The organism is Anaeromyxobacter sp. Red801, assembly GCF_049201065.2.
Taxonomy (GTDB): domain Bacteria; phylum Myxococcota; class Myxococcia; order Myxococcales; family Anaeromyxobacteraceae; genus Anaeromyxobacter.
In genome coordinates, this window is sequence record NZ_CM181236.1 from 2,248,487 (window position 1) to 2,267,383 (window position 18,897).

Sequence of the window (18,897 nt, forward strand, 5' to 3'; positions counted from 1 at the left end):
GCCAGAATGCTCTTCGCCCTCCTCCTCGCCGCGCTCACCTTCGAGAGCCCCGAACCGCCGCCGCCGGTCACGCGCGCGCAGGCGACCGCCCCGGCCCCGCGGCCGCCGCAGAAGCCGGCGCCGCGCGCCCGGCCGGAGGTCCCGGCGCCGCCCGCCCCGCCCGCCCCGGCCCAGCACCCGGCCCCGCCGTCCGTGCTGCAGGGCGAGTGGCCGGCGCCCTCCGGCAAGCGCGTCACCCTCGAGGACACCACCGCGCTGGACGACGCGCTCGAGGAGATCGCCGACGCTGCCGGCTGGAACGTGGTGCTCAACACCGGGCGCACCGGCAACAAGCTGCTGGTCCTGAAGCTCCGGAACGTGCCGGTGGAGGACGCGCTGAAGGCGGCGCTGGCCGGGACCGAGCTGGTCGCCACGCGCTCCGGCGACATGGTGGTGGTCGCGCCCCGCCTCGAGCGGCCCCGCGCCGCCGCCGGGGCGCTCACCGGGTTCGAGAAGCCCACCGGCAAGCGCTTCACCGGCGACTTCGACCACACCCCGGTGGCCGACGCGCTCCGGACCCTCTGCAAGTCGGCCGGGCTCTCGGTGGTCATCCCCGACGAGGCGGCCGGGACCGTGAGCGGCCACTTCGTGGACATCCCGGTGGAGGAGGCGCTGCAGGCGGTGCTGGTGCAGGCCGGGCTCGCCGCGGAGCGGACCGGCTCGCTCATCACCGTGCGCGTGGACCGCTTCGCGCAGGCCGACCGCTTCGACCTGCGGCTCCCCCCGGGCTTCGCCGAGGACGCGCGCCGCTCCGCCGAGGAGGCGCTGCGCCAGGCCGAGCGCGAGCTGCGCCGCGCCGGGCGCGAGGTGGACGAGAGCGGCGGGCGCGATCGGCAGTCCACCGGGCAGGATGTGGTGGTCCGGTCCGGCGAGGCGGTGCGCGACGTGAGCGTGGTGCGGGGCAACGTGCAGGTGCAGGGCGGCGCCGCGGCCCGCGACGTGTCCGCGGTGTTCGGCTCGGTGCAGCTCGACCGCGGGGCCGCGGCCCGCGACGTCTCCTCCGTGTTCGGGGGCGCGAAGCTGGCCGGCGGCGCCGTCACGCGTAACGTGGTGGCGGTGGGCGGGGACGTCGAGATCGGGCCCGGCGCCGCGGTGGAGCAGGACGTGACGAGCATCGGCGGCCGGGTGATCGTGGACCCGAGCGCCACCGTGGGCGGCGACACCAAGTCCATCCCGTTCCCCAGCCTCCCCGGCGTGGTCGGGCACACCGCCTCGAGCGTCTTCCGCGAGGCGTCGCCCATCCTGACCGTGCTCGAGGCGCTCATCTCCTTCGCGGTGCTGTTCGTGCTCGGGCTGCTGGTGCTGGCGCTGTTCCCGCGGCGGCTGGAGGCGGTGGCGAGCTACATGGTCGCGAGCCCGGGCAAGTCGCTGCTCGCCGGGACGCTCGGCACGGTGGCCATGCCGGTGCTGCTCGTGCTGCTCGCCGTCACGGTGGTGGGCATCCTGCTCATCCCGGTGCAGATCCTGGGCATGATCGCGGCCGGCGTCCTCGGCGTCACCGCCCTCACCTTCCACGTGGGGCGCGCGCTGCCGGTGCCGGAGAAGCGCCGCACCGTGGTGCTGCAGCTCGCGCTCGGCACGGCCATCTTCGTGGTGCTCGCGCACATCCCGTTCGTCGGGGCGCTGGTCTGGATCGCGACCTGGCTCGTCACCTTCGGCGCGGTGCTCCGCTCGCGGTTCGGCCAGCAGTCGCCGCCGGTGCTGCCCACCACGCCGGCGCCCCCCGCCGCCCTCTAGCGCCGCACCCGCGGCGCGCCGGCCGGGAGCCGGGACAGCGCCTCCACCGCGGCGCGCCGGACCCGGCCGTGGTAGTCGCTCCGCAGCGCCTCCAGCCGCGGCGCGGCCGGCTCGTGGCGGAGCCGCCCGATGGCGCGCGCCGCCACCGCCCGCACCTCGGCGCGATCGGCCGTGAGCTGCGCGGCGATGGCCGGCCCGGCGTCGCGGGCGGCGAGCTGCGCGAGCGCCTCGATGGCCTCGGCGTCCGCGAGCGAGCCCGGGCGCCCCAGCCAGTCCACCAGCGGCTTCACCGCGGCCGGCGCGCCGGTCTTGCCGAGCGCGAACGCCGCCGCCGGGGCGGCCGCGCCGCCGAGGAGCCCGGTGAGCGGCGCCACCGCGTTCGCCCCGCCCGCGTCGCCCAGCGCCGCGGCCAGCGCGGACCGCCAGGCGCCGTCGTCGGGCGCCGCCTGCGCCGCCGCGCGCGCCAGCGCCGGCACGGATCTCGGCCCGGCCCGGCCCAGCGCCGCGGCGGCCGCGAAGCGCACCTCCGGCGCGCCGTCGTCCAGCGCGGCGGCGACCGCCCGCAGCGCCGCGTCGGTCCCCAGCCCCGCCAGGCCGGCGATGGCGCCGGTGCGCACCGCCGCGTGCGGATCGCGCAGCGCCTCGAGCAGGAGCGGCTCCGCCCCGGGCGCGCGCAGGCCACCGGCGGCGGCGAGCAGCGACCCCAGCTCGCGCGCGTCGGCGTCGCCGGTGGGCGGGCGCGCCCCGGCGCGCGGCGCGGCGGTCGCGGCGGTCACGGCCGTCGCGGCGGTCGCGGCGGTCGCGCCGGCGGGCAGCGACGCCGCGGGCGGCCGTCCCAGGGCGGCCGCCCGGCGCGCGGCAAGCGCCGCGGCGCGGTCGCGGACCGGGCCGGCCGACGCCGGGGCGCCGAGCCGGGCCAGCGCGCGCGCGGCGGCCGCGCGCAGGCCGGGGTCGCCGCGGGCCGGGTCGAGCAGCGGGAGCAGGCGCGCGGCGGCCGCGTCCGCCGCGGCGCCGGTGACCCCCAGCTCCCCCAGCGCGGCCAGGGCCGCCTCGGCCCCCGGCCGGCCCAGCCGCGCCAGGAACGGGCGCGCCGGGCACTCGGTCTCGCGCAGCCGGACCTCGCGCGCCGCCCGCGCCGCCACCGCCGGATCCGCGCTCCGCACCGCCACCTCGCAGAGCGCCGTCCCGACCTCGAGCGCCTCCGGCAGCGCGGCGAGCGCGTCCGCGGCCGCCGCCGCGATCCGGCCGGACGAGGCGAGCGCCACCGCCTCGAGCGCGGCGGTCGCGCCGGGATCCCCGAGCCGGCCCAGCGCGCCCGCGCCGGCCTCGCTCAGCTCCGGATCCGGCGAGCGCAGGAGCCCCTCGAGCGCCGGCCGCGCCGCCCAGTCCCCGGCCTCGCCCAGCCCGCGCGCCGCGCCCGCCGCCAGCGCGCGATCCGGGTTGCGCTCCGGGTCGAGCAGCGGCGCGAGCCGCGCCACCACCTCGGCCCGGCCGCTCGCGCCGATCTCCTCGGCCGCGCCCGCGCGGGCGGGCCCGCGGCCGCCCAGGACCGCCAGGTTGCGCTCCCACAGCGTGCGCGCCTCCTGCTCGACCGCCTCGCGCAGCGAGACGCCCACCGCGTCGAGCGCGTCGGCGATGGCCGCCCGCCCGGCGGGCGAGGCGTCGGCGTAGGCCGCGCGCAGCGCGGCGCGCGCCCGCGGCTGGTCCGGCATGCCGGCGAGCCCGCGCGCGGCCTCGGCCGCCACCGTCGCGTCCGGATCCGCCAGGAGCGCCCCGAGCGCCTCGGCCGCCTCGGCCCCGCCGCGGGCGGCGAACGCCTCGGCCGCCGCCCGCCGCACCTCGGCGCTGCCGTCGCGCTGCGCGACCATCAGGGCGGCGAGCCCGTCGGCGCCGCCGCGCGCGCCCGCCGCGCGCACCGCCGCGGCGCGGCGCGCCGGATCGGGCGAGGCGAGATCGCCGCCGCCGCGGCAGGCGAGGCCCCCGGCCGCCAGGGCGGCGATGGCTGCGACGAGCGTGGCGGCTGCGGGGGCGCGGGGCACGGGGCGCCATGCTCGCCGCGAACCCCGCCGCGCGCAAGCGCGGGCGGGCGCGGCGGCGCCGAGGACGCCCCGGCCGCTCAGCGGCGCCGGCCGGCGCCGCCGGGCCGCGAGGGCCGGGACGCGCGGCCGCCCGGGCGCGGGGCCGAAGCCCTCGGGCCGGCGCGCGGCGCGCCGCGTCCGCGCGGCTCGACCTCGTCCGCGGCGGCCGGCTCGGCGGGCGCAGGGGCCGCGCCGGGCGCCGCCGGCGGACCGTGGCCGTGGCGGCGGGCCGCCTTCGGGAGCTCGCGCACCGACGGTCCCCGGGCCGGCGTGCCGGACTCGAGCCCGACCCGCTGCCGCAGCGCGCGCACCTCCTCGGGCTCGAGCCGGCGGAACTTGCCGGGCCGCAGCCCGCCGACCCCGATGCCGCCGAACTCCGGCCGGAACAGGCGCTGCACCTGCAGCCCCACCGCCTCGCAGAGCCGCTTCACCAGGTGGAAGCGCCCCTCGCCCACCACCACGCGGATCCACACGTTGCGGTCGGCGTGCTCGTGGACGGCCACCTCGATCGCCTTCGCGGGGCCGTCCTCCAGCCGGACGCCGGCCTTCATCCGCTCGAGCGCCTCCGCCGGCGGATCGCCCTTCACCTTGACCAGGTACACGCGCTGGTGGCCGTAGCGCGGATGCGCCAGGCGGTTCGCCAGCTCGCCGTCGTCGGTGAGCAGCAGCGCGCCCTCCGCGTCGTAGTCGAGCCGGCCCACCGGGAACGGCCGCCCCGGCACGCCGCGCAGGTACTCCATGGCGGTGGGGCGGCCCTGCGGATCCGACGCCGTGGTGACGCAGCCGGACGGCTTGTAGAGCAGGTAGTAGCTGCGCTGCTCCGGCTGCGAGACGAGCGCGCCGTCCACCGTGACGAGGTCGCGCCCCGGGTCCACCTTCGTGCCCAGCTCGGTCACGGTGCGCTGGTTGACGCGCACCCGGCCGGCGCTGATGAGCGCCTCCGCCTTGCGCCGCGAGGCGATGCCCGCCCCCGCCAGGAACTTCTGCAGCCGCTCCTCGGCCATGGACTAGCTCCCCGCCGCGGGCGGTCCGCCGGGTGCGGGGCCGGGCTCGGCGTCGGCCCGGGCCTCGGCCTCGTCGACCCGCTTCTTCTCGGCGAGCGCGGCCTCGGCCGCGCGGGCCTTCTCGTCCGCCGCGGCCATCGCCTGCTCCAGCTCGTCGAGCGCCGCGTCGCTCTCGGCGCGCTTCGCCTCCAGCTCGGCGCGGAGCTTCTCGTCCGAGAGCTCCGCCACGATGCCCTCGATCCCGGGCGCCTGCTCGGCCGGGGTCTCCTTCTCCACGATGTCGCGGTGCTCCTCGGACAGCTCGTGGAACTCGCGCAGCGTGGGCAGCGAGGCGAGGTCCTTCAGCGCGAAGAACTCGAGGAACTCGCGGGTGGTGCCGTACAGGATGGGCCGGCCCGGCTCCTCCTTCTTGCCGAGGATCTTGACCAGCTTGCGCTCGAGCAGCGCCTTCACCACCGCGCCGCAGTCCACGCCGCGGATGTCCTCGATCTCGGGGCGGGTCACCGGCTGCCGGTAGGCGATGATGGCGAGCGTCTCGAGCGCGGCCCGGGTCAGCCGCTGCGGCTTCACCTTCAGGAAGCGGCGCGCGAAGTCGGAGTTGTCCGGCGAGGTGCGGAGCTGCCAGCCGCCGGCCACCTCGTGCAGCACGATGCCGCAGGGGCCCTCGCGGTAGTGGCCGGAGAGCTTGTCGAGCGCCTTCTCCAGCCGCTCCACGTCCACGCCGCTCGCGGCGCGCATCTCCTCCACCGTCAGCGGGCGCTCGGCCAGGAACAGGAGCGTCTCCACCACGGTGCGGACCCGGTCGGCGCTGAGCCGCCGCGCCGCCGCGGCCAGCTTCTCGAACGGCAGCTCCTTGTCGTCGGCGACGTCGATGTCGGCCGACTCCACCTCGTCCAGCGCCGGGTCGCCCTGCTTCGCCTCCTCGGCGGCCTGGAGCGCGTCCAGCTCGGCCGCGGAGACCGACGGCGCGGGCGCGGCCTCGGGTGCGCCGGCCGGCGCCGCGGCCCCCGCGAGCTCCGCCGCCTCCGGCGCGGCCTGCTCCGGCACGGGCGCGGCCGCCCCGGCCTCGGGCACCGCGGCGGAGCCCTCCGGCCCCGCGCCGTCCTGCGCGGGCACGTCCTCCGCGGCGGTCGGCCGGTCGGTGGGCTCGGTCATCGGTAGTCCTCCTCTCCGAGGGTCACGTCGTCGCCGAGGGTGTCCTTCGCCTCGACGAGGATCTCCGCCCCGGGGCCGGCCTCTTCCAGCGCGGCCTGGTAGATGCGGATGAGCTTCAGCTTCGCCATCTCGAGGATGGCGAGGAACGTGGAGATCACGTTCGCCTTGGTGTTCCGGCTCTCGGCGGGGCCGGCGAGCAGCTCCTCGAAGGTGGCGCGGCGCCGCAGGCGGAGCACGTCGGCGATGCGCGAGATGGCGTCGCTGATGGTGAGCCGGTCGGTGATCACCTCGTGCGAGTGCTCCGGGCGCGCGTGCGCGATGGCGCGATCGAGCGCCTCGATGAGCTTGAACACCGAGACGTCGGCGAGCCCCTCCGGCCCCTCCGGCGCCGCGGGGCGCTCGGCGCGGACGCGCCGGGTGAAACCGTGCGGTCGAGGATGTCGCGCCCGCCCAGCTCCTCGCCGGCGGCCTTGTACTTCTGGTACTCGAGCAGCCGCCGCACCAGCTCGGCGCGCGGGTCCACCCCGGCGTCCTCGGGGCCGGCCGCGTCCTCGGCCACCTCGGTGCGCGGCAGCAGCAGCTTGCTCTTCATGAGCAGGAGCTGCGCCGCCATGTGCAGGAACTCGCCGGCGATGTCGATGTCGAGCTCGCGCATCGCCTCCAGCGTGGCGAGGTAGCTCTCGGTGATGCGCGCGATGGGGATGTCGAAGAGGTCGACCTCGTGCTCCTTCACGAGGTGCAGGATGAGGTCGAGCGGCCCCTCGAACGGCGGCTGGCCCTCGCGGAGCGGGGGCAGCGTGACCCGGAACGCGTCCGCCGCGGCGCGCGCGTCGGCGTCGCCGGCCCGCGGCGAGTCCGCGCCGAGCCCGGCGTCCGTGTCGGTGTTCCTGGCCATCCCGGCGGACCGCCCCCCGTGGTGGGTCCTACTCGAGCTTCATCGCGGCGCGGACCTGCACCATGTTCGCCTCGGCCGCGGCGCGCGCCTTCTCCGTCCCGAGCTGCACGAGATCGTCGAGGTCCTTCGGCTTCGCGAGCAGGGCCTCGCGCCGCGTCCGCATCTGCTCCTGCTGCGGCAGCAGCCGCTCGAGCAGCTTCTTCTTGCAGTCCACGCAGCCGATCCCGGCGGTGCGGCAGTTCTGGTCCACCCAGGCGACCGTCTCGGCGTCGCTCGTCACCTTGTGCAGGTAGAACACGCCGCAGACGTCCGGGTTGCCCGGGTCCTGCCGCCGCTTGCGGGCCGGGTCGGTGACCATGCCCATGATCTTCTTCTGCGTGGACTCGGCGCTCTCGCCCAGGTCGATGGTGTTGCCGTAGCTCTTCGACATCTTCCGGCCGTCGGTGCCCAGGATCTTGGGCGCCGCGGTGAGCAGCGGCTGCGGCTCGGGGAACACCTCGCCGTAGTGGAAGTTGAACTTCCGGACGATCTCGCGCGACAGCTCCAGGTGCGGCACCTGGTCCACGCCCACCGGCACGCGGGTGGCCTTGTACAGGATGATGTCCGCGGTCATCAGCACCGGGTAGCCGAGGAAGCCGTACAGGGCGAGGTCGCGGTCGGTGATGTTCTCCCGCTGCTCCTTGTACGTCGGCGAGCGCTCCAGCCAGCCGAGCGGCGTGATCATCCCGAGCAGCAGGTTCAGCTCGGCGTGCTGCTTCACCCGGCTCTGGATGAACAGCGTCGCCTTGGCGGGGTCGATGCCCGCGGCGATGAAGTCCACGAACATCTCGCGCTCGGCCTGCTTGATGACCGAGGTGTCGTGGTAGTTCGTGGTGAGCGCGTGCCAGTCCGCGCTGAAGAAGAAGCACTCGTTCTCGTCCTGGAGCTGGACCCAGTTCGCGAGCGCGCCGTGCAGGTGGCCAAGGTGGAGGCGGCCGGTGGGCCGCATGCCGCTGACGATGATGGGGCGCTTCGAGGACATGGATCTCCGGGTGCGGGTCAGGCGCTGATGGCGCCGGCGAGCTGGGCGAGCAGGCCGACCACGAAGCTCGACGGGCCCGAGATGATGCGGCCGGCGAAGATGAAGACCGCGAGGAGCAGGAACGGCGACAGCGCGGTGACGCGCTCCCACTGCGGCCGCAGCCGCGCCGGCATGAACCCGTCCACCACCCGGCTGCCGTCGAGCGGCGGGACCGGGATGAGGTTGAACAGCGCCAGGTTCACGTTCAGCAGGACCATGATCTGCAGGAGCTCGCCCACGCCCTGCCCCGGCGCGATGGCGGTCGGAGCCCAGCGCCAGCACAGCGCGAGCGCCACGGTCGAGAGCACCGCGAGCAGGATGTTGGAGATGGGGCCGGCCGCCGCGGTGAGCGCCATCCCCGTGCTCATGTTCACGTTTTGCCGGAACCGCGCCGGGTTCACCGGCACCGGGCGCGCCCAGCCGAACGGGATGCCGAGCAGCGGCAGCAGGACGGTTCCGATGGGGTCCACGTGGGCGATGGGGTTGAGCGTGAGCCGCCCCATCCGGGACGCGGTGTCGTCGCCCAGCTTCCAGGCGCTCCACGCGTGCGCGAACTCGTGCACGGAAAGCGAGAGCACGAGCGGGATGAGCATCATCAGCCCGCGTTGGAGGTCGAACCCCATTGCCTAAAGCCTCGTCGGGAAAAGCGGTTCTTTAGCAGCGTGGCGCCGGGCGGTCAACGCGCTCGGCGGCCGCCGGACGCGCCGGGGCCGCGGCCCGCTCCCCCCGAAACAGCGGGGGCGCGCCGATTCCGCCCGGGACCGTGGCGCGGCTCAGGCGCGGGGGTGGAAGCGGTCGTACAGCCGCTTCACGTGGGTGCGGTCCACGTGGGTGTAGATCTGCGTGGTGGAGACGTCGGCGTGGCCCAGCATCGCCTGGACCGCGCGCAGGTCGGCGCCCCCCTCCAGCAGGTGGGTGGCGAACGAGTGCCGCAGCTTGTGCGGCGAGATGCGCCGCCGGATGCCGGCGCGGCGGGCGCAGCGGTCCAGGATCTTCGCGAACCCCTGCCGCGTCATCCGGCCGCCGCGCGGCGTGACGAACAGGTCCTTCGAGCGGCGCCCGTGGAGCAGCCGCTCCCGCGCGACCGCCAGGTAGGCCTTCACCGCCTCGGCGGCGGGCGCGCCCACCGGCACGATCCGCTCCTTGTTCCCCTTGCCGCGGGCGACGAGCACCCGGGTCTCGAGGTTCACGTCGTTGAGCTGGAGCGAGACGAGCTCGGAGACGCGCAGCCCGGTGGCGTAGAGCAGCTCCAGCATGGCGCGGTCGCGGATCCCGGCGGCGCTGCGCACGTCCGGCGCGGCCAGCAGGCGGTCCACCTCGTCGTGCGAGAGCAGCCCGGGCAGGCGGCGTCCGGGCCGCGGCGACTCGATCTCGTCGGACGGATCGGCGGGGGTGACGCGCTCGGCGGCGAGGAGCTTGTGCAGCGAGCGGATGGCGGAGAGCGCCCGGGCCTGCGAGCGCGGCGACAGGCCGCGGCGGACCAGCTCGGCGAGGTGGGCCTGGATCTCGGCGCGGCCCACCCGCTCCCAGGCGTCCACGCCCAGCTCGCCGAGGTGCTCGAGGTAGCGGCGCAGGTCGCGGCCGTAGGCCTCGACGCTGTTCTCGGCGAGCCCCTTCTCCACGCGCACGTGGGCGAGGAACAGGTCGAGGGCGGGCTCCAGCGCGGACATCGCGCCGACGATAGCGCCGCGCCGCCGCGCGTCCAGTTCGCGGAGGCGGCCGGCGTCACTCCATCAGGTCGGAGACGTCGCCCTTGCCGACCCGGACCACCACCGGCTCCGGGCCGGAGAGGTCGATCACCGACGACGGCTCGGCCGGACGGAACCCGGCGTCCAGGATGAGGTCGAGCCCGTGGCCCAGCTCCTCCTTGATGTCGTGCGCGTCGATGAGGACGTCGCCGTCGGGCCGGGCGGCCGAGGTGGAGATGAGCGGGTGGCCGAGCCGGCGCACCAGCTCGAGCGCGATGGGGCTGTCGGGGATGCGGATGCCGACGGTCTTCTGGCGGCGCAGCACCAGCTCGGGGACGAGCCGGGTGGCGGGGAGGATGAACGTGAACGGCCCGGGCACCTTGCGGCGCAGCACGCGGTAGGCGGCGTTGTCCACGATGGCGTAGCGCGAGATCTCCGCCAGGTCCTGGCAGATGAAGGCCAGCTCGTGGGTGCGCGGGAGCTGCTTCAGCTGGTAGATGCGCTCGATGGCGCGCTTGTCGAACAGGTCGCAGCCGATGCCGTAGAACGTGTCGGTGGGGTACGCGATGACGCCCCCCGACGAGAGCGCCGAGACGGCGCGCTCGATCACGCGCGGCTGCGGGTGGTGGGGGTCGATCTCGACGATGGGCGCGGCCGGCATGGGCCCGCGATCTAGCAGCTTTCCGCCGGCTCCCCAAGCACCGCGGCGGAGGCGCGCACCGCGGGCGCCCGCCCGGTACGGCGGGCGGGCGTCCGCGGCGCGAACGGACCCTCGTCAGCTGCGGCTCTTCCCGCGCTCGATCAGCTCGCGGACCTTCTGGCCGCCCTTCTTCCCGATCTCCTCGTAGAAGGCGTGCCCGCGCTCGTCGCGCACGGCGATGCCGCCCTTGCGGCCCGCCTCCGAGACCGTCATCCCGCGCCGGCCCTCGTCCGGCTCGCCCCGCCCGACCTTCTCCTCGTGATCCGCCATTCCCGTCCCCCTCCCGTCCGCGTGCTAGCGATCGTCCCCCATGCCCTCGCCCTTCCCGGCCTCCTCCTCGGCGCCGGCCTTCCCCTTCTCGATCAGCTCGCGGACCTTGTGCCCGCCCTTCCGGCCGATCTCCTCGTAGAAGGGCGTCCCGCGCTCGGCCTTGATGGTCTCGCCGCCCTTCTTGCCGATCTCCTCGTAGAAGCGCGGCCCGCGCTCGGCCTTCACGGTGTCGCCGCCCTTCTTGCCGATCTCCTCGTAGAACTTCCGGCCGCGCTCGGCCTTCACCGTCTCGCCGCCCTTCTTGCCGATCTCCTCGTAGAACTTCCGGCCGCGCGTCTCCCGGACCCGCACCCCGCCCTTGCGACCGGCCTCAGAGACCGTCATCGCCCCCTTGCTGCCGCCCTTCTTCTCTTCAGCCATGTGTCGCCCCCGTCCGTTCACGCACAATGTGGTCGCTGGTCTTCCGCCGGCGCAGGGCCCGGGCGAGCACGTGCTCGGCGATGGCCTCCGCCATGTCCAGGCCGGTGGCCTCGAGGATCCCCTGCCAGCTCGGGTTCCCGTTCACCTCGATGACCGTCGCGCCCTCGTCGCCCATGACGAGGTCCACGCCGGCGTAGTCCAGCTCCAGCGCGCCCGCCGCCGCCTCCGCCACCGCGCGCACCGCCACGGGGCAGTCCACCGCCTCCACCCGCCCGCCGCCGCCCACGTTGGTGCGCCACTCGCCCGGCGGCGCGTGCCGCACCATCGCGGCCCGCGTCGTGCCCCCGACCACGAACACGCGCAGGTCGCGCCCCGGGTGCGGGACGTACGCCTGGAGATAGACGGCGCCGTCCCGCCCCGCCCGATCCCGGACGCGGTCCCGCCCCGCCCGATCCGGGCGGACCCGCTCCACGCCCTCGCCGAGCGAGCCCGCGAGCGGCTTCGCCACCGACTCGCCGAGCCGCTCCAGCGCGCGCTCGGCGCCCGCCGGCGCCTGGGCCACCGCCGCCGGCGGCGTCGGCACCCCGGCGCGGACCAGCAGCCACGAGCTGCGGAACTTGTCCTGGGCCGCGAGCAGCGCCTCGATCCGGTTCACCACCACCGCGCCGGCTCCCTCCATCGCGCGGTAGATCTCGAACTGCGCGTCCGGATCGCCGGCCCGCCCGAGGCCGCGCGCGAGCACGAACGCGTCCACCTCCTCCATCCGCATGGTGCCGAGCGAGACCCCCACGCCCTCCGCCCCCACGCCGGCCGCCATCGCCGACGGATCGATCACCACCGCCTCGCCCCGCCGGGCACACGCAGCGAGCAAGCGCTTGCTGTGCCAGTCCTCCTCCGGCCAGGCGGTCACGACCCCGATCCGGACGAAGCGTTCCATGCGAGGCTTGCTTCCCTTCCCCCACCCCGACCGCCGCGCAACATGGTGTCCATGCCCGGCTGGCAGGACAAGGGCGCGCCATCCCGAACCTTTCTCGGAGGTCCCGCCGGGTCCGGCCCGTGGCGCGGCCCGTGAGGCCGCCGGGCGTGCGTCGCCGGTGCGCGGCGTGCCCGCCGGCGTGCCCTCGGCGGCGGGGTGCGGAGGAACGGACCGTGAAATGCGCCGGTCAGTCGGCGCGGGCGAGCGCCGCCTCGAGCGCGGCCACCACGCGCTCGGCCTGCTCGCCCTCCAGCGGCCGGCCGTCGGCCGTGCGGACGTAGAACGCGTCGGCCGCCCGGTGCCCCTCGGTGGCGATGCGCGCCAGGTCCACCGACACGCCCAGCTCGAAGAACGTGCGCGCGACGGTGTGCAGCAGGCCGACCCGGTCCGCGGTGAAGACGTCCACCACGCTGGGCGCGGGCGCTGTGGTTGTCGATCACGATCTTGGTGGGCACGCGGGGGAGCGGCTTCGCGGCGACCGTGGAGGCGCGCAGGCGCCGGGTCATCAGGGCGCCGAGCGGCTCCTCGCCCGCGAGCACGCGCGCCAGGTCCCGGCGCGCGGCGCGCCACCGCGCCGGCTCGACCGGCCCGTCGTCTGGCCCGCGCAGCTCGAACACGTCGAGCGCCCGGCCGGCCAGCCAGCCGGCCGCCGCGGGATCGGGCGAGCTGGAGAACACCTCGGCGTGCTGGATGTCGATGCGGTGCGCCGCCAGCACGCCCGCCACCGTGGCGAGCAGGCCGGGGCGATCGCGGGCGGTGAGCGCCAGCTCGGTCACCCCCAGGTCGCGCCGGTGGCGGAGCGCCCCGGCGAGCACCCGGTCGCGCCCGAGCTGGAGCAGGCGCAGGTGGTGCGGCGCCTCGTCGGGCCCCGCCGTCAGGAAGTACCGCGCCGGCATGGCGGCGACGAAGCGCCGCCGGTCGTCCTCCGACGCGTGGCGGGGGCTGGCGGCGAGCGCGCCGGCCACCCGCGTCCGCCCGGCCGCCTCCGCCGTCCCGGGCTCGGGGCGGCGCTCCCCGCGCTGCAGCACCTCGCGCGTCTTCCCGAAGAGCTCGAGCAGCAGCCGCGCCTTCCACTCGGTCCAGGTGCGCGGGCCCACCGTGGCCATGTCCGCGTAGGTGAGCAGGTACAGCTTCTCCAGCCGGTCGAGCGTGCCGACCTCCTCCGCGAACGCGTGGATGAGATCGGGGTCCGAGAGATCGCGCCGCTGCGCGATGGCGGACATCCGCAGGTGCTTCAGCACCAGCCACTCGATGTCGGCGGCGTCGTCCGGGTCCACGCCCATCCGCACGCAGGCCTCGGCGGCGATCTCGGCGCCGCGCACCGAGTGGTCCTTCCCGGCGCCCTTGCCGATGTCGTGGAACAGGGTGCCGAGGTAGAGCGCCAGCGGGCGCGCCTGGGCCCGCATGAGCTCGCCCAGCACCGGCTCCTTCACGTCGCCGCAGCGGAGCGCGAACAGCCGGCGCACCGCGAACAGCGAGTGAACGTCCACCGTGTACACGTGGTAGACGTCGATCTGGCGGCGGGCGGTGATCCGCGCGAACTCCGGCAGCACCTTGGGCAGCACGCCCAGCTCGTGCATCTGCGTGAGGAACCGGCCGCGGGTCCCGGGCCGCGTGAAGCACGCCAGCAGCTCCTGGTTCAGCTCCGGGTCGGCGGCCGCCTCGAGCGGCAGCTCCTCGGCGACCTGCGCCGCCAGGTCCCGCGCGTACGGGTACAGGTCGAGCTGCTCCCGGTCCGCCGCCGCGAACAGCCGCACCAGCGCGGCGGGCGAGCGGCGCAGCACGTCCTTGTCCGAGACGGTGAGCCGGCCGCGGAACACCTTCAGCTCGCCGCCGGGCAGGAAGCGGTCCGCGGCGCGCGTCGGCTGGCCCTGCAGCACCGGCACCGGCCGCTCCGCGCCGATGGTGGCGGCGGGCGGCGGCACCATGCGCCAGCCGGTGGCGGTCTGCGTCTCCAGGCACCGGTCCACGATCGCGTCGCACGCCACCAGCACCGCCTTCGCGGCCAGGTAGTAGTGGCGCATGAACTCCTCGACCCCGCTCGCGCCCTCGCGGTCGCGGTAGCCCATCGCCAGCGCCACCTGCGGCTGCACGTCGAAGGTGAGCTGGTCCCACTTGCGGCCGGCGAGGTAGTGCATCTCGTTGCGCACCCGCCACAGGAAGTCGCGGGCGCGGCGCATCTCCCGGATGTCGCGCTCCGGCAGCAGCGCCCGGGAGAGCAGCTCGGTGATGCCCGCGACCTTGAACCGCACCCGCGCCAGCCACAGCGCCGACTGGAGGTCCCGCAGCCCGCCCTCCGACTCCTTCACGTTCGGCTCGAGCAGGTAGAGCGAGTCGCCGAAGCGCTCGCGGCGGCCGCGCATCTCGTCGAGCTTGTCCTGCAGGAACTTCTCCACCTTGGCGGTGGAGAGCCCGTGCAGCTCCTCGCGCTCGAGCTCGCGGTACAGGTCGCGGTCGCCGCCCAGCCAGCGGAGGTCGAGCAGCGCGGTGCGCGCGGTGTGGTCCTCGGAGGCGAGCTGGTCGCAGGTCTTCAGGTCGCGGACCGCGTAGCCGACCTCGAGCCGCAGGTCCCAGAGCGCGTAGACCAGGCGCTCCGCCGCGGTCTTCACGAACGCGTCCGGCTTCCCCGGCGCGTGGAGCACGAGCAGGTCCACGTCGCTGAACGGCGCCAGCTCGCGCCGGCCGTAGCCGCCCAGCGCCACCAGCGAGACCGGCGAGGGCGCGTGCGCCTGGCCCGCCTCGGCGACCGCGCGGTCCCAGAGCGCGCCCACCACCCGGTCCATGGCCGCGCTCTGGAGCCGGACCACCGTGTGCCCGCTCGCCCCGGCCCGGTGGACGTCCTCGACGTAGCGGCGCAGCTCGGCGAACGCGGCCCTGGGATCGCCGGTCACCTGCGGCAGCTCGGCGAGCTTCGCCTCGAACTCGAACGGCGCGGCCACGGGGAGGTTGATCAGGGCGTCGAGCGCGGGGGGGGTCATCGCGCCGGAGTATAGCGTCGGCCGGCCCCGCGCTCCCGCCGCCGATCACGGCGCCGGCGCGTGGACGGCGGCGACCGTCCTCGGCGCGGCGACGGCTGCCAGCAGATCGGGCACCCCTGCCTCCCGGACGAGCACCGGGTAGCGCAGCCCGCCGCGCCAGGCGATCGCGTGCGTGCGGAAGCGCTCACCCGACTCGACCAGCAGCTCCAGCGCCCCGCCGCGCTCGGTGGCGCGCAGCGCGTCCTCCAGTCGCTGCCGCGTGTGCTTGCGGCCGTTCACCGCCACGAGCTTCGCGCCCGGCGGGATCCCCGCCCGCGCCGCCGGGGAGCCGGGGACCACGTCCACCACCCGGTCGTCGGAGAGGTAGAGGCCGACCGACGCCTCCAGGTTGAAGGACCCGAGCACCCGCTCCTGCGCCGCCTGCAGCGAGCTGGGCGTCTCGCTCATGGAGAGGCGCCACCCGGCCGCCTCGATCCCGGCGGTGGGCGCCTCCGGGCGCGCACGGACCACGCGCGCCTCGAGGAAGCCGGCCCAGTCGAGCGGCGCCACCTTGCCGAGCGCGGCGATCACGTCCTCGACCCGGTAGGCCGACACGGCGGGCCCGCCGGACCGCCCGCCCAGGAACGCCCGGACGAAGTCGTCGAGCGAGCGGGCGCCGCGGGACTCCCGGCGGATGCGCGCGTCGGCCTCCAGCCAGACCAGCGCGCCCTCCCAGTAGAAGTCCACGCTGCGCCGCGCGTACGCGCCCTCGCTGCGCGCGCCGTAGCCCACCTGCGCCGCCGCGGCGGTGTCCTCGAGCGAGCGCCAGGCGCGGCCGGTGGTGCTCGCCATGCCCTGCGCCGCCACCGCGATCGAGTCCGGCAGGCGCGCGCCGCCGAGGCCGCTCCGCGCGGCCAGGACCCAGCCCAGGTAGTGCGTCAGGCCCTCGTACACCCAGAGCAGCCGCGCGTCGGGCGGCGCCTGGAAGTCCGCGGTCGCCATCCCCTGCGGCCGCCGCGACTTGCCGTTCCACGCGTGGACGTACTCGTGCGACAGCAGGCCCGCCCGCGTCCGCCGCGCGACCGGGTCGAGCAGGGCCCGCTCCGGCATGCGCATGTCGGCGCACTGGTGGTGCTCCAGGCCGGAGAAGACGATCTCGTCGGAGAGCGTGACGAGGAAGCGGTAGCTGGCGAACGGGTACGCGCCGAACAGCGCGCCGGCCTCGGCCACCAGCCGCTCCACGTCGCCGCGCAGCTCGGCCGGGATCGCCAGCGCCTCCTCCGACTCCGCCGCCACCACCAGCAGGTGCGGCGGCGCGCCGGGCGCGTGCACCGGCAGCTCCACCAGGTGGCGCCCGGCGAGCACCGGCGAGTCCACCAGCAGCTCCAGGCTGGCGGGCGCGAAGCGCATCGCCTCGCCCTCGCGCGCGGCGATCGGCAGGGCGGTGCTCGCCTTCCAGCCGCGCGGCAGCGTCAGGCGCGCCCGGACCGGCTGCTCGGCGGCGGGGACGCCGGCGGGCACCAGGACCGCCGTCCCCCAGCCCAGGACGCCGAGCTGCGAGGTGAAGGAGGACCCGGCGGCGGAGCTCCCCTGCCCCGCCGGCGGCGCGAGCTGATCGAGGGCCACCTCGACCCGGTCCGCGCCGCGCGGCACCTGGAGGTGGAAGGCGTACGGGTCCACCGGGTCGCGCGTCCACGCGAGCGGCCGCCCGCCCGCGGTCACCGCCAGCGAGGCCAGCTCCGCCACCGCGTTGCTGGGGCGGTGATCGCCGGGGAGCCACTTCGGCGCGACCAGCGTCAGCGGACCCGGCCGCGCCGGGATCACCAGCCGGGCGTGGACCACGCCCGAGGGCGCGTCCCGGAGGTCCACCTCGAGATCGATCGGCGGCGCCGCGCTCAGCGCAGCGAGGCCCACGGCGACTGCGGCTCCCAGCATGCACGCTCCCGGCGAGAGCCTTCACGCATAGCGGAGAGCGGCCGCCGTGTCGAGGGCTTCCGGGCCCATGCACCGCGCGGGGGCCGTCGGTCCACGCCGGGTCAGCGCGCCGCCGCGACCCGCGCGTCGCCCCGGGCGAACTGCGTCACGGCGCGGGTGATCCCGGACGCCACCTCGTCCTGGTACCGCACCGAGCCGAGCCGCCGCTCCTCGGCGCGGTTGGAGATGAACCCGGTCTCGACCAGCACCGCGGGCATGCGGGCGCCGAGCAGCACGTAGAAGAGCGCGCTCTTCACGCCGAGGTCCTTCACGTCGCCCACCCGCGAGCGCACGCCCGCGCACACCTCGCGCTGGACGAGCTGCGCCAGCCGCCGCGAGCTGTCGGCGCTGGCCTTCGCGTCGAGGTCGCTCAGGATGCGCGCCACCTCGGACGGCCCGTCCTCGGCGTCGAGCCCGTTCTCGCGGGCGGCGAGGCGGGCCGCGTAGCGGTCGTCGGCCACGTTCAGGAAGTAGGTCTCCACGCCGGCCCGGACCCGGCGCGGGTGGGCGTTCGCGTGCACCGAGACGAACAGATCGCCGCGCGCCGTGTTCGCGAGCGCGGTGCGCTCCTCGAGCGCCAGGAACCGGTCGTCGCGCCGCGTCAGCACCACCTGGAAGCCCTCCGCCTCCAGCTTGCGCGCCAGCCGCCGCGCGATCGCGAGCGTCACGTCCTTCTCGCGCACGCGGGTCGGGCCGATGGCCCCGGGGTCGTGGCCGCCGTGGCCGGCGTCCACCACGATGCGGCGGATGGGCCCGAGCTCGCCCTCGCCGGCGGACGGGCCGGCCTTCCCCGCCGGCGCGGCCGGGCCCGGGCCGGGCGCCGGCGCCGGCTCCGCCGCGCGGGTCGCCCCGGCGATCGCCTGGTGGATGGCGGCGTGCGTCCCCACGTCCACGATCAGGCGCGGCGGGTCGTCCAGCGTGAAGAGCTGCACCTTGTCGTCGCCGGGCAGGTCGAGCACCACGCGCACGGTGTTCGGGCCGTTCTGCGCCGCGCGCACCCGGTCCACCTGGTCGCCCGCCACGGCGCGCTCGACCGCCTTGCCGTCCAGCTGCGCCGGGCGCAGGTCGAGCGCGAGCCGGCGCGGCCGGTCGCCCTCGGGCGCGAGCTCCAGCTTGTGCCAGCCCACCCAGTGCGACAGGTAGATGGCGACGCGGGTGTAGTCGCCGCTCGACCAGGTGCGGACCTCGGAGACGGTGGCGGTGCCCTCGCCGCCGGACTCGCCCAGCGGCATGGGCCGGGCGGGCTCGCCGCGGAGGTCGGCCAGCGCCGCGTCGAGCGCGGGCTCCGGGGCCGGCTCCTCGTCGGCGTCGGCCGGCTCCGGCTCGGGCGCCGCCGGGGCGGCGGGCGCGGGCGCCGGCGCGCGCTTCGGCGCGGCCCGGGGCGGCGCGGCGGCGCGGGCGGGCCGGTCGTCGCCGGCCTCGCGCCGGATCGCGGCGGCGAGCGCGGGCGCGTCGCGCGAGCCGAGGCGCGTGGCGCGCGCGGCGAGCCGGAGCGCCTCGTCGCGGTCCGACTCCACCGCGGACCAGCGGTACAGCGCGTAGCGCGCGCGAGAGGCCTCGAGCAGCGCGGCCGGCGCGTCCTTGCCGCGCGCCGCCTGCTGGAGCCCGCGGATGGCCTTCTCCCAGTGGTGCCGGTAGCGGCGCCGGTTCCGGTCGCGCATCAGCGCGGACATCGCCGCCTTGGCGTCCTCGAGCCGCCTCGCCTTCGCCCGGACGGCGGGCTTCTTCGGCGCGGCGGTGGCCGGCCGGGCCCGGGCCGCCGCGCGCCGCGGCGCGTCGTGCTTCGCGGCGGCGGGCGTCCGGCCGCGGCTTCGCGCGGCCGGTGCTGCCTCCACCGGGGCAGCGAGCATCAGCACGGCGAGCAGGACGGCGGCGCGGCGCATGGGAGGGCGAATGTCCCCCCGCTCGATATCTCCGTCCAATTTCCGTCCGCGGCGCCGGGGT

The 18,897-nt window shown here is 76.5% G+C and carries 14 protein-coding genes and 1 pseudogene; 1 reads left to right on the top strand and 14 read right to left on the bottom strand.

What is annotated here, in order from left to right; genetic code table 11:
• Positions 1 to 6: 6 nt before the first annotated feature.
• A complete protein-coding gene (locus tag ACOQFB_RS10355) occupies positions 7 to 1,776 on the top strand; it encodes a secretin and TonB N-terminal domain-containing protein (protein ID WP_059438922.1) in 1,770 nt (589 codons plus the stop codon).
• Here ACOQFB_RS10355 and ACOQFB_RS10360 read toward each other — a convergent pair.
• The 14 genes and pseudogenes from ACOQFB_RS10360 to ACOQFB_RS10425 form a co-directional block, all read right to left on the bottom strand.
• Complete coding sequence (locus tag ACOQFB_RS10360; protein ID WP_494492558.1) at positions 1,773 to 3,815, bottom strand: HEAT repeat domain-containing protein; 2,043 nt, start codon at positions 3,813 to 3,815, stop codon at positions 1,773 to 1,775. The genes ACOQFB_RS10355 and ACOQFB_RS10360 overlap by 4 nt on opposite strands.
• A 77-nt stretch (positions 3,816 to 3,892) precedes the next feature.
• Complete coding sequence (locus ACOQFB_RS10365; protein WP_494492559.1) at positions 3,893 to 4,858, bottom strand: pseudouridine synthase; 966 nt, start codon at positions 4,856 to 4,858, stop codon at positions 3,893 to 3,895.
• Positions 4,859 to 4,861: 3 nt separating this feature from the next.
• Positions 4,862 to 6,013, bottom strand: a complete 1,152-nt coding sequence (gene scpB / locus ACOQFB_RS10370) for an SMC-Scp complex subunit ScpB (RefSeq protein WP_421610930.1) — start codon at positions 6,011 to 6,013, stop codon at positions 4,862 to 4,864.
• Positions 6,010 to 6,908, bottom strand: a pseudogene (locus ACOQFB_RS10375) (segregation and condensation protein A). The gene scpB and the pseudogene ACOQFB_RS10375 overlap by 4 nt, the downstream one beginning before the upstream one ends.
• 28 nt (positions 6,909 to 6,936) lie before the next feature.
• Positions 6,937 to 7,929, bottom strand: a complete 993-nt coding sequence (gene trpS / locus ACOQFB_RS10380; protein ID WP_421610928.1) for a tryptophan--tRNA ligase — start codon at positions 7,927 to 7,929, stop codon at positions 6,937 to 6,939.
• 17 nt (positions 7,930 to 7,946) lie between these two features.
• Positions 7,947 to 8,564: a site-2 protease family protein gene (locus tag ACOQFB_RS10385; protein ID WP_237757999.1), complete on the bottom strand. Its 618-nt coding sequence runs from the start codon at positions 8,562 to 8,564 to the stop codon at positions 7,947 to 7,949.
• A gap of 177 nt (positions 8,565 to 8,741) precedes the next feature.
• Positions 8,742 to 9,638: a site-specific tyrosine recombinase XerD gene (xerD, locus tag ACOQFB_RS10390; RefSeq protein ID WP_059438319.1), complete on the bottom strand. Its 897-nt coding sequence runs from the start codon at positions 9,636 to 9,638 to the stop codon at positions 8,742 to 8,744.
• 55 nt (positions 9,639 to 9,693) lie between these two features.
• A complete protein-coding gene (locus ACOQFB_RS10395) occupies positions 9,694 to 10,317 on the bottom strand; it encodes an L-threonylcarbamoyladenylate synthase (RefSeq protein ID WP_059438318.1) in 624 nt (207 codons plus the stop codon).
• A 114-nt stretch (positions 10,318 to 10,431) separates the two neighbouring features.
• Positions 10,432 to 10,626 carry a hypothetical protein gene (locus ACOQFB_RS10400; protein ID WP_011420745.1) on the bottom strand — a complete coding sequence of 65 codons (195 nt, stop codon included), beginning with the start codon at positions 10,624 to 10,626 and terminating at the stop codon, positions 10,432 to 10,434.
• A gap of 24 nt (positions 10,627 to 10,650) precedes the next feature.
• Positions 10,651 to 11,046: a general stress protein gene (locus tag ACOQFB_RS10405; protein ID WP_012526193.1), complete on the bottom strand. Its 396-nt coding sequence runs from the start codon at positions 11,044 to 11,046 to the stop codon at positions 10,651 to 10,653.
• Positions 11,039 to 11,983: an ATP-grasp domain-containing protein gene (locus tag ACOQFB_RS10410; RefSeq protein ID WP_421610927.1), complete on the bottom strand. Its 945-nt coding sequence runs from the start codon at positions 11,981 to 11,983 to the stop codon at positions 11,039 to 11,041. The genes ACOQFB_RS10405 and ACOQFB_RS10410 overlap by 8 nt, the downstream gene beginning before the upstream one ends.
• The gene (glnD, locus tag ACOQFB_RS10415) at positions 11,953 to 15,000 is read right to left on the bottom strand and encodes a [protein-PII] uridylyltransferase (protein ID WP_494492560.1); all 3,048 of its coding nucleotides are present in this window, start codon (positions 14,998 to 15,000) and stop codon (positions 11,953 to 11,955) included. The genes ACOQFB_RS10410 and glnD overlap by 31 nt, the downstream gene beginning before the upstream one ends.
• A 45-nt stretch (positions 15,001 to 15,045) precedes the next feature.
• Entirely contained in the window at positions 15,046 to 16,914 is a 1,869-nt protein-coding gene (locus ACOQFB_RS10420; protein WP_421610925.1) for a M61 family metallopeptidase, read from the bottom strand.
• Positions 16,915 to 17,015: 101 nt separating this feature from the next.
• Positions 17,016 to 18,836: an N-acetylmuramoyl-L-alanine amidase gene (locus ACOQFB_RS10425; RefSeq protein ID WP_421610924.1), complete on the bottom strand. Its 1,821-nt coding sequence runs from the start codon at positions 18,834 to 18,836 to the stop codon at positions 17,016 to 17,018.
• Between the last annotated feature and the right edge of the window lie 61 nt (positions 18,837 to 18,897).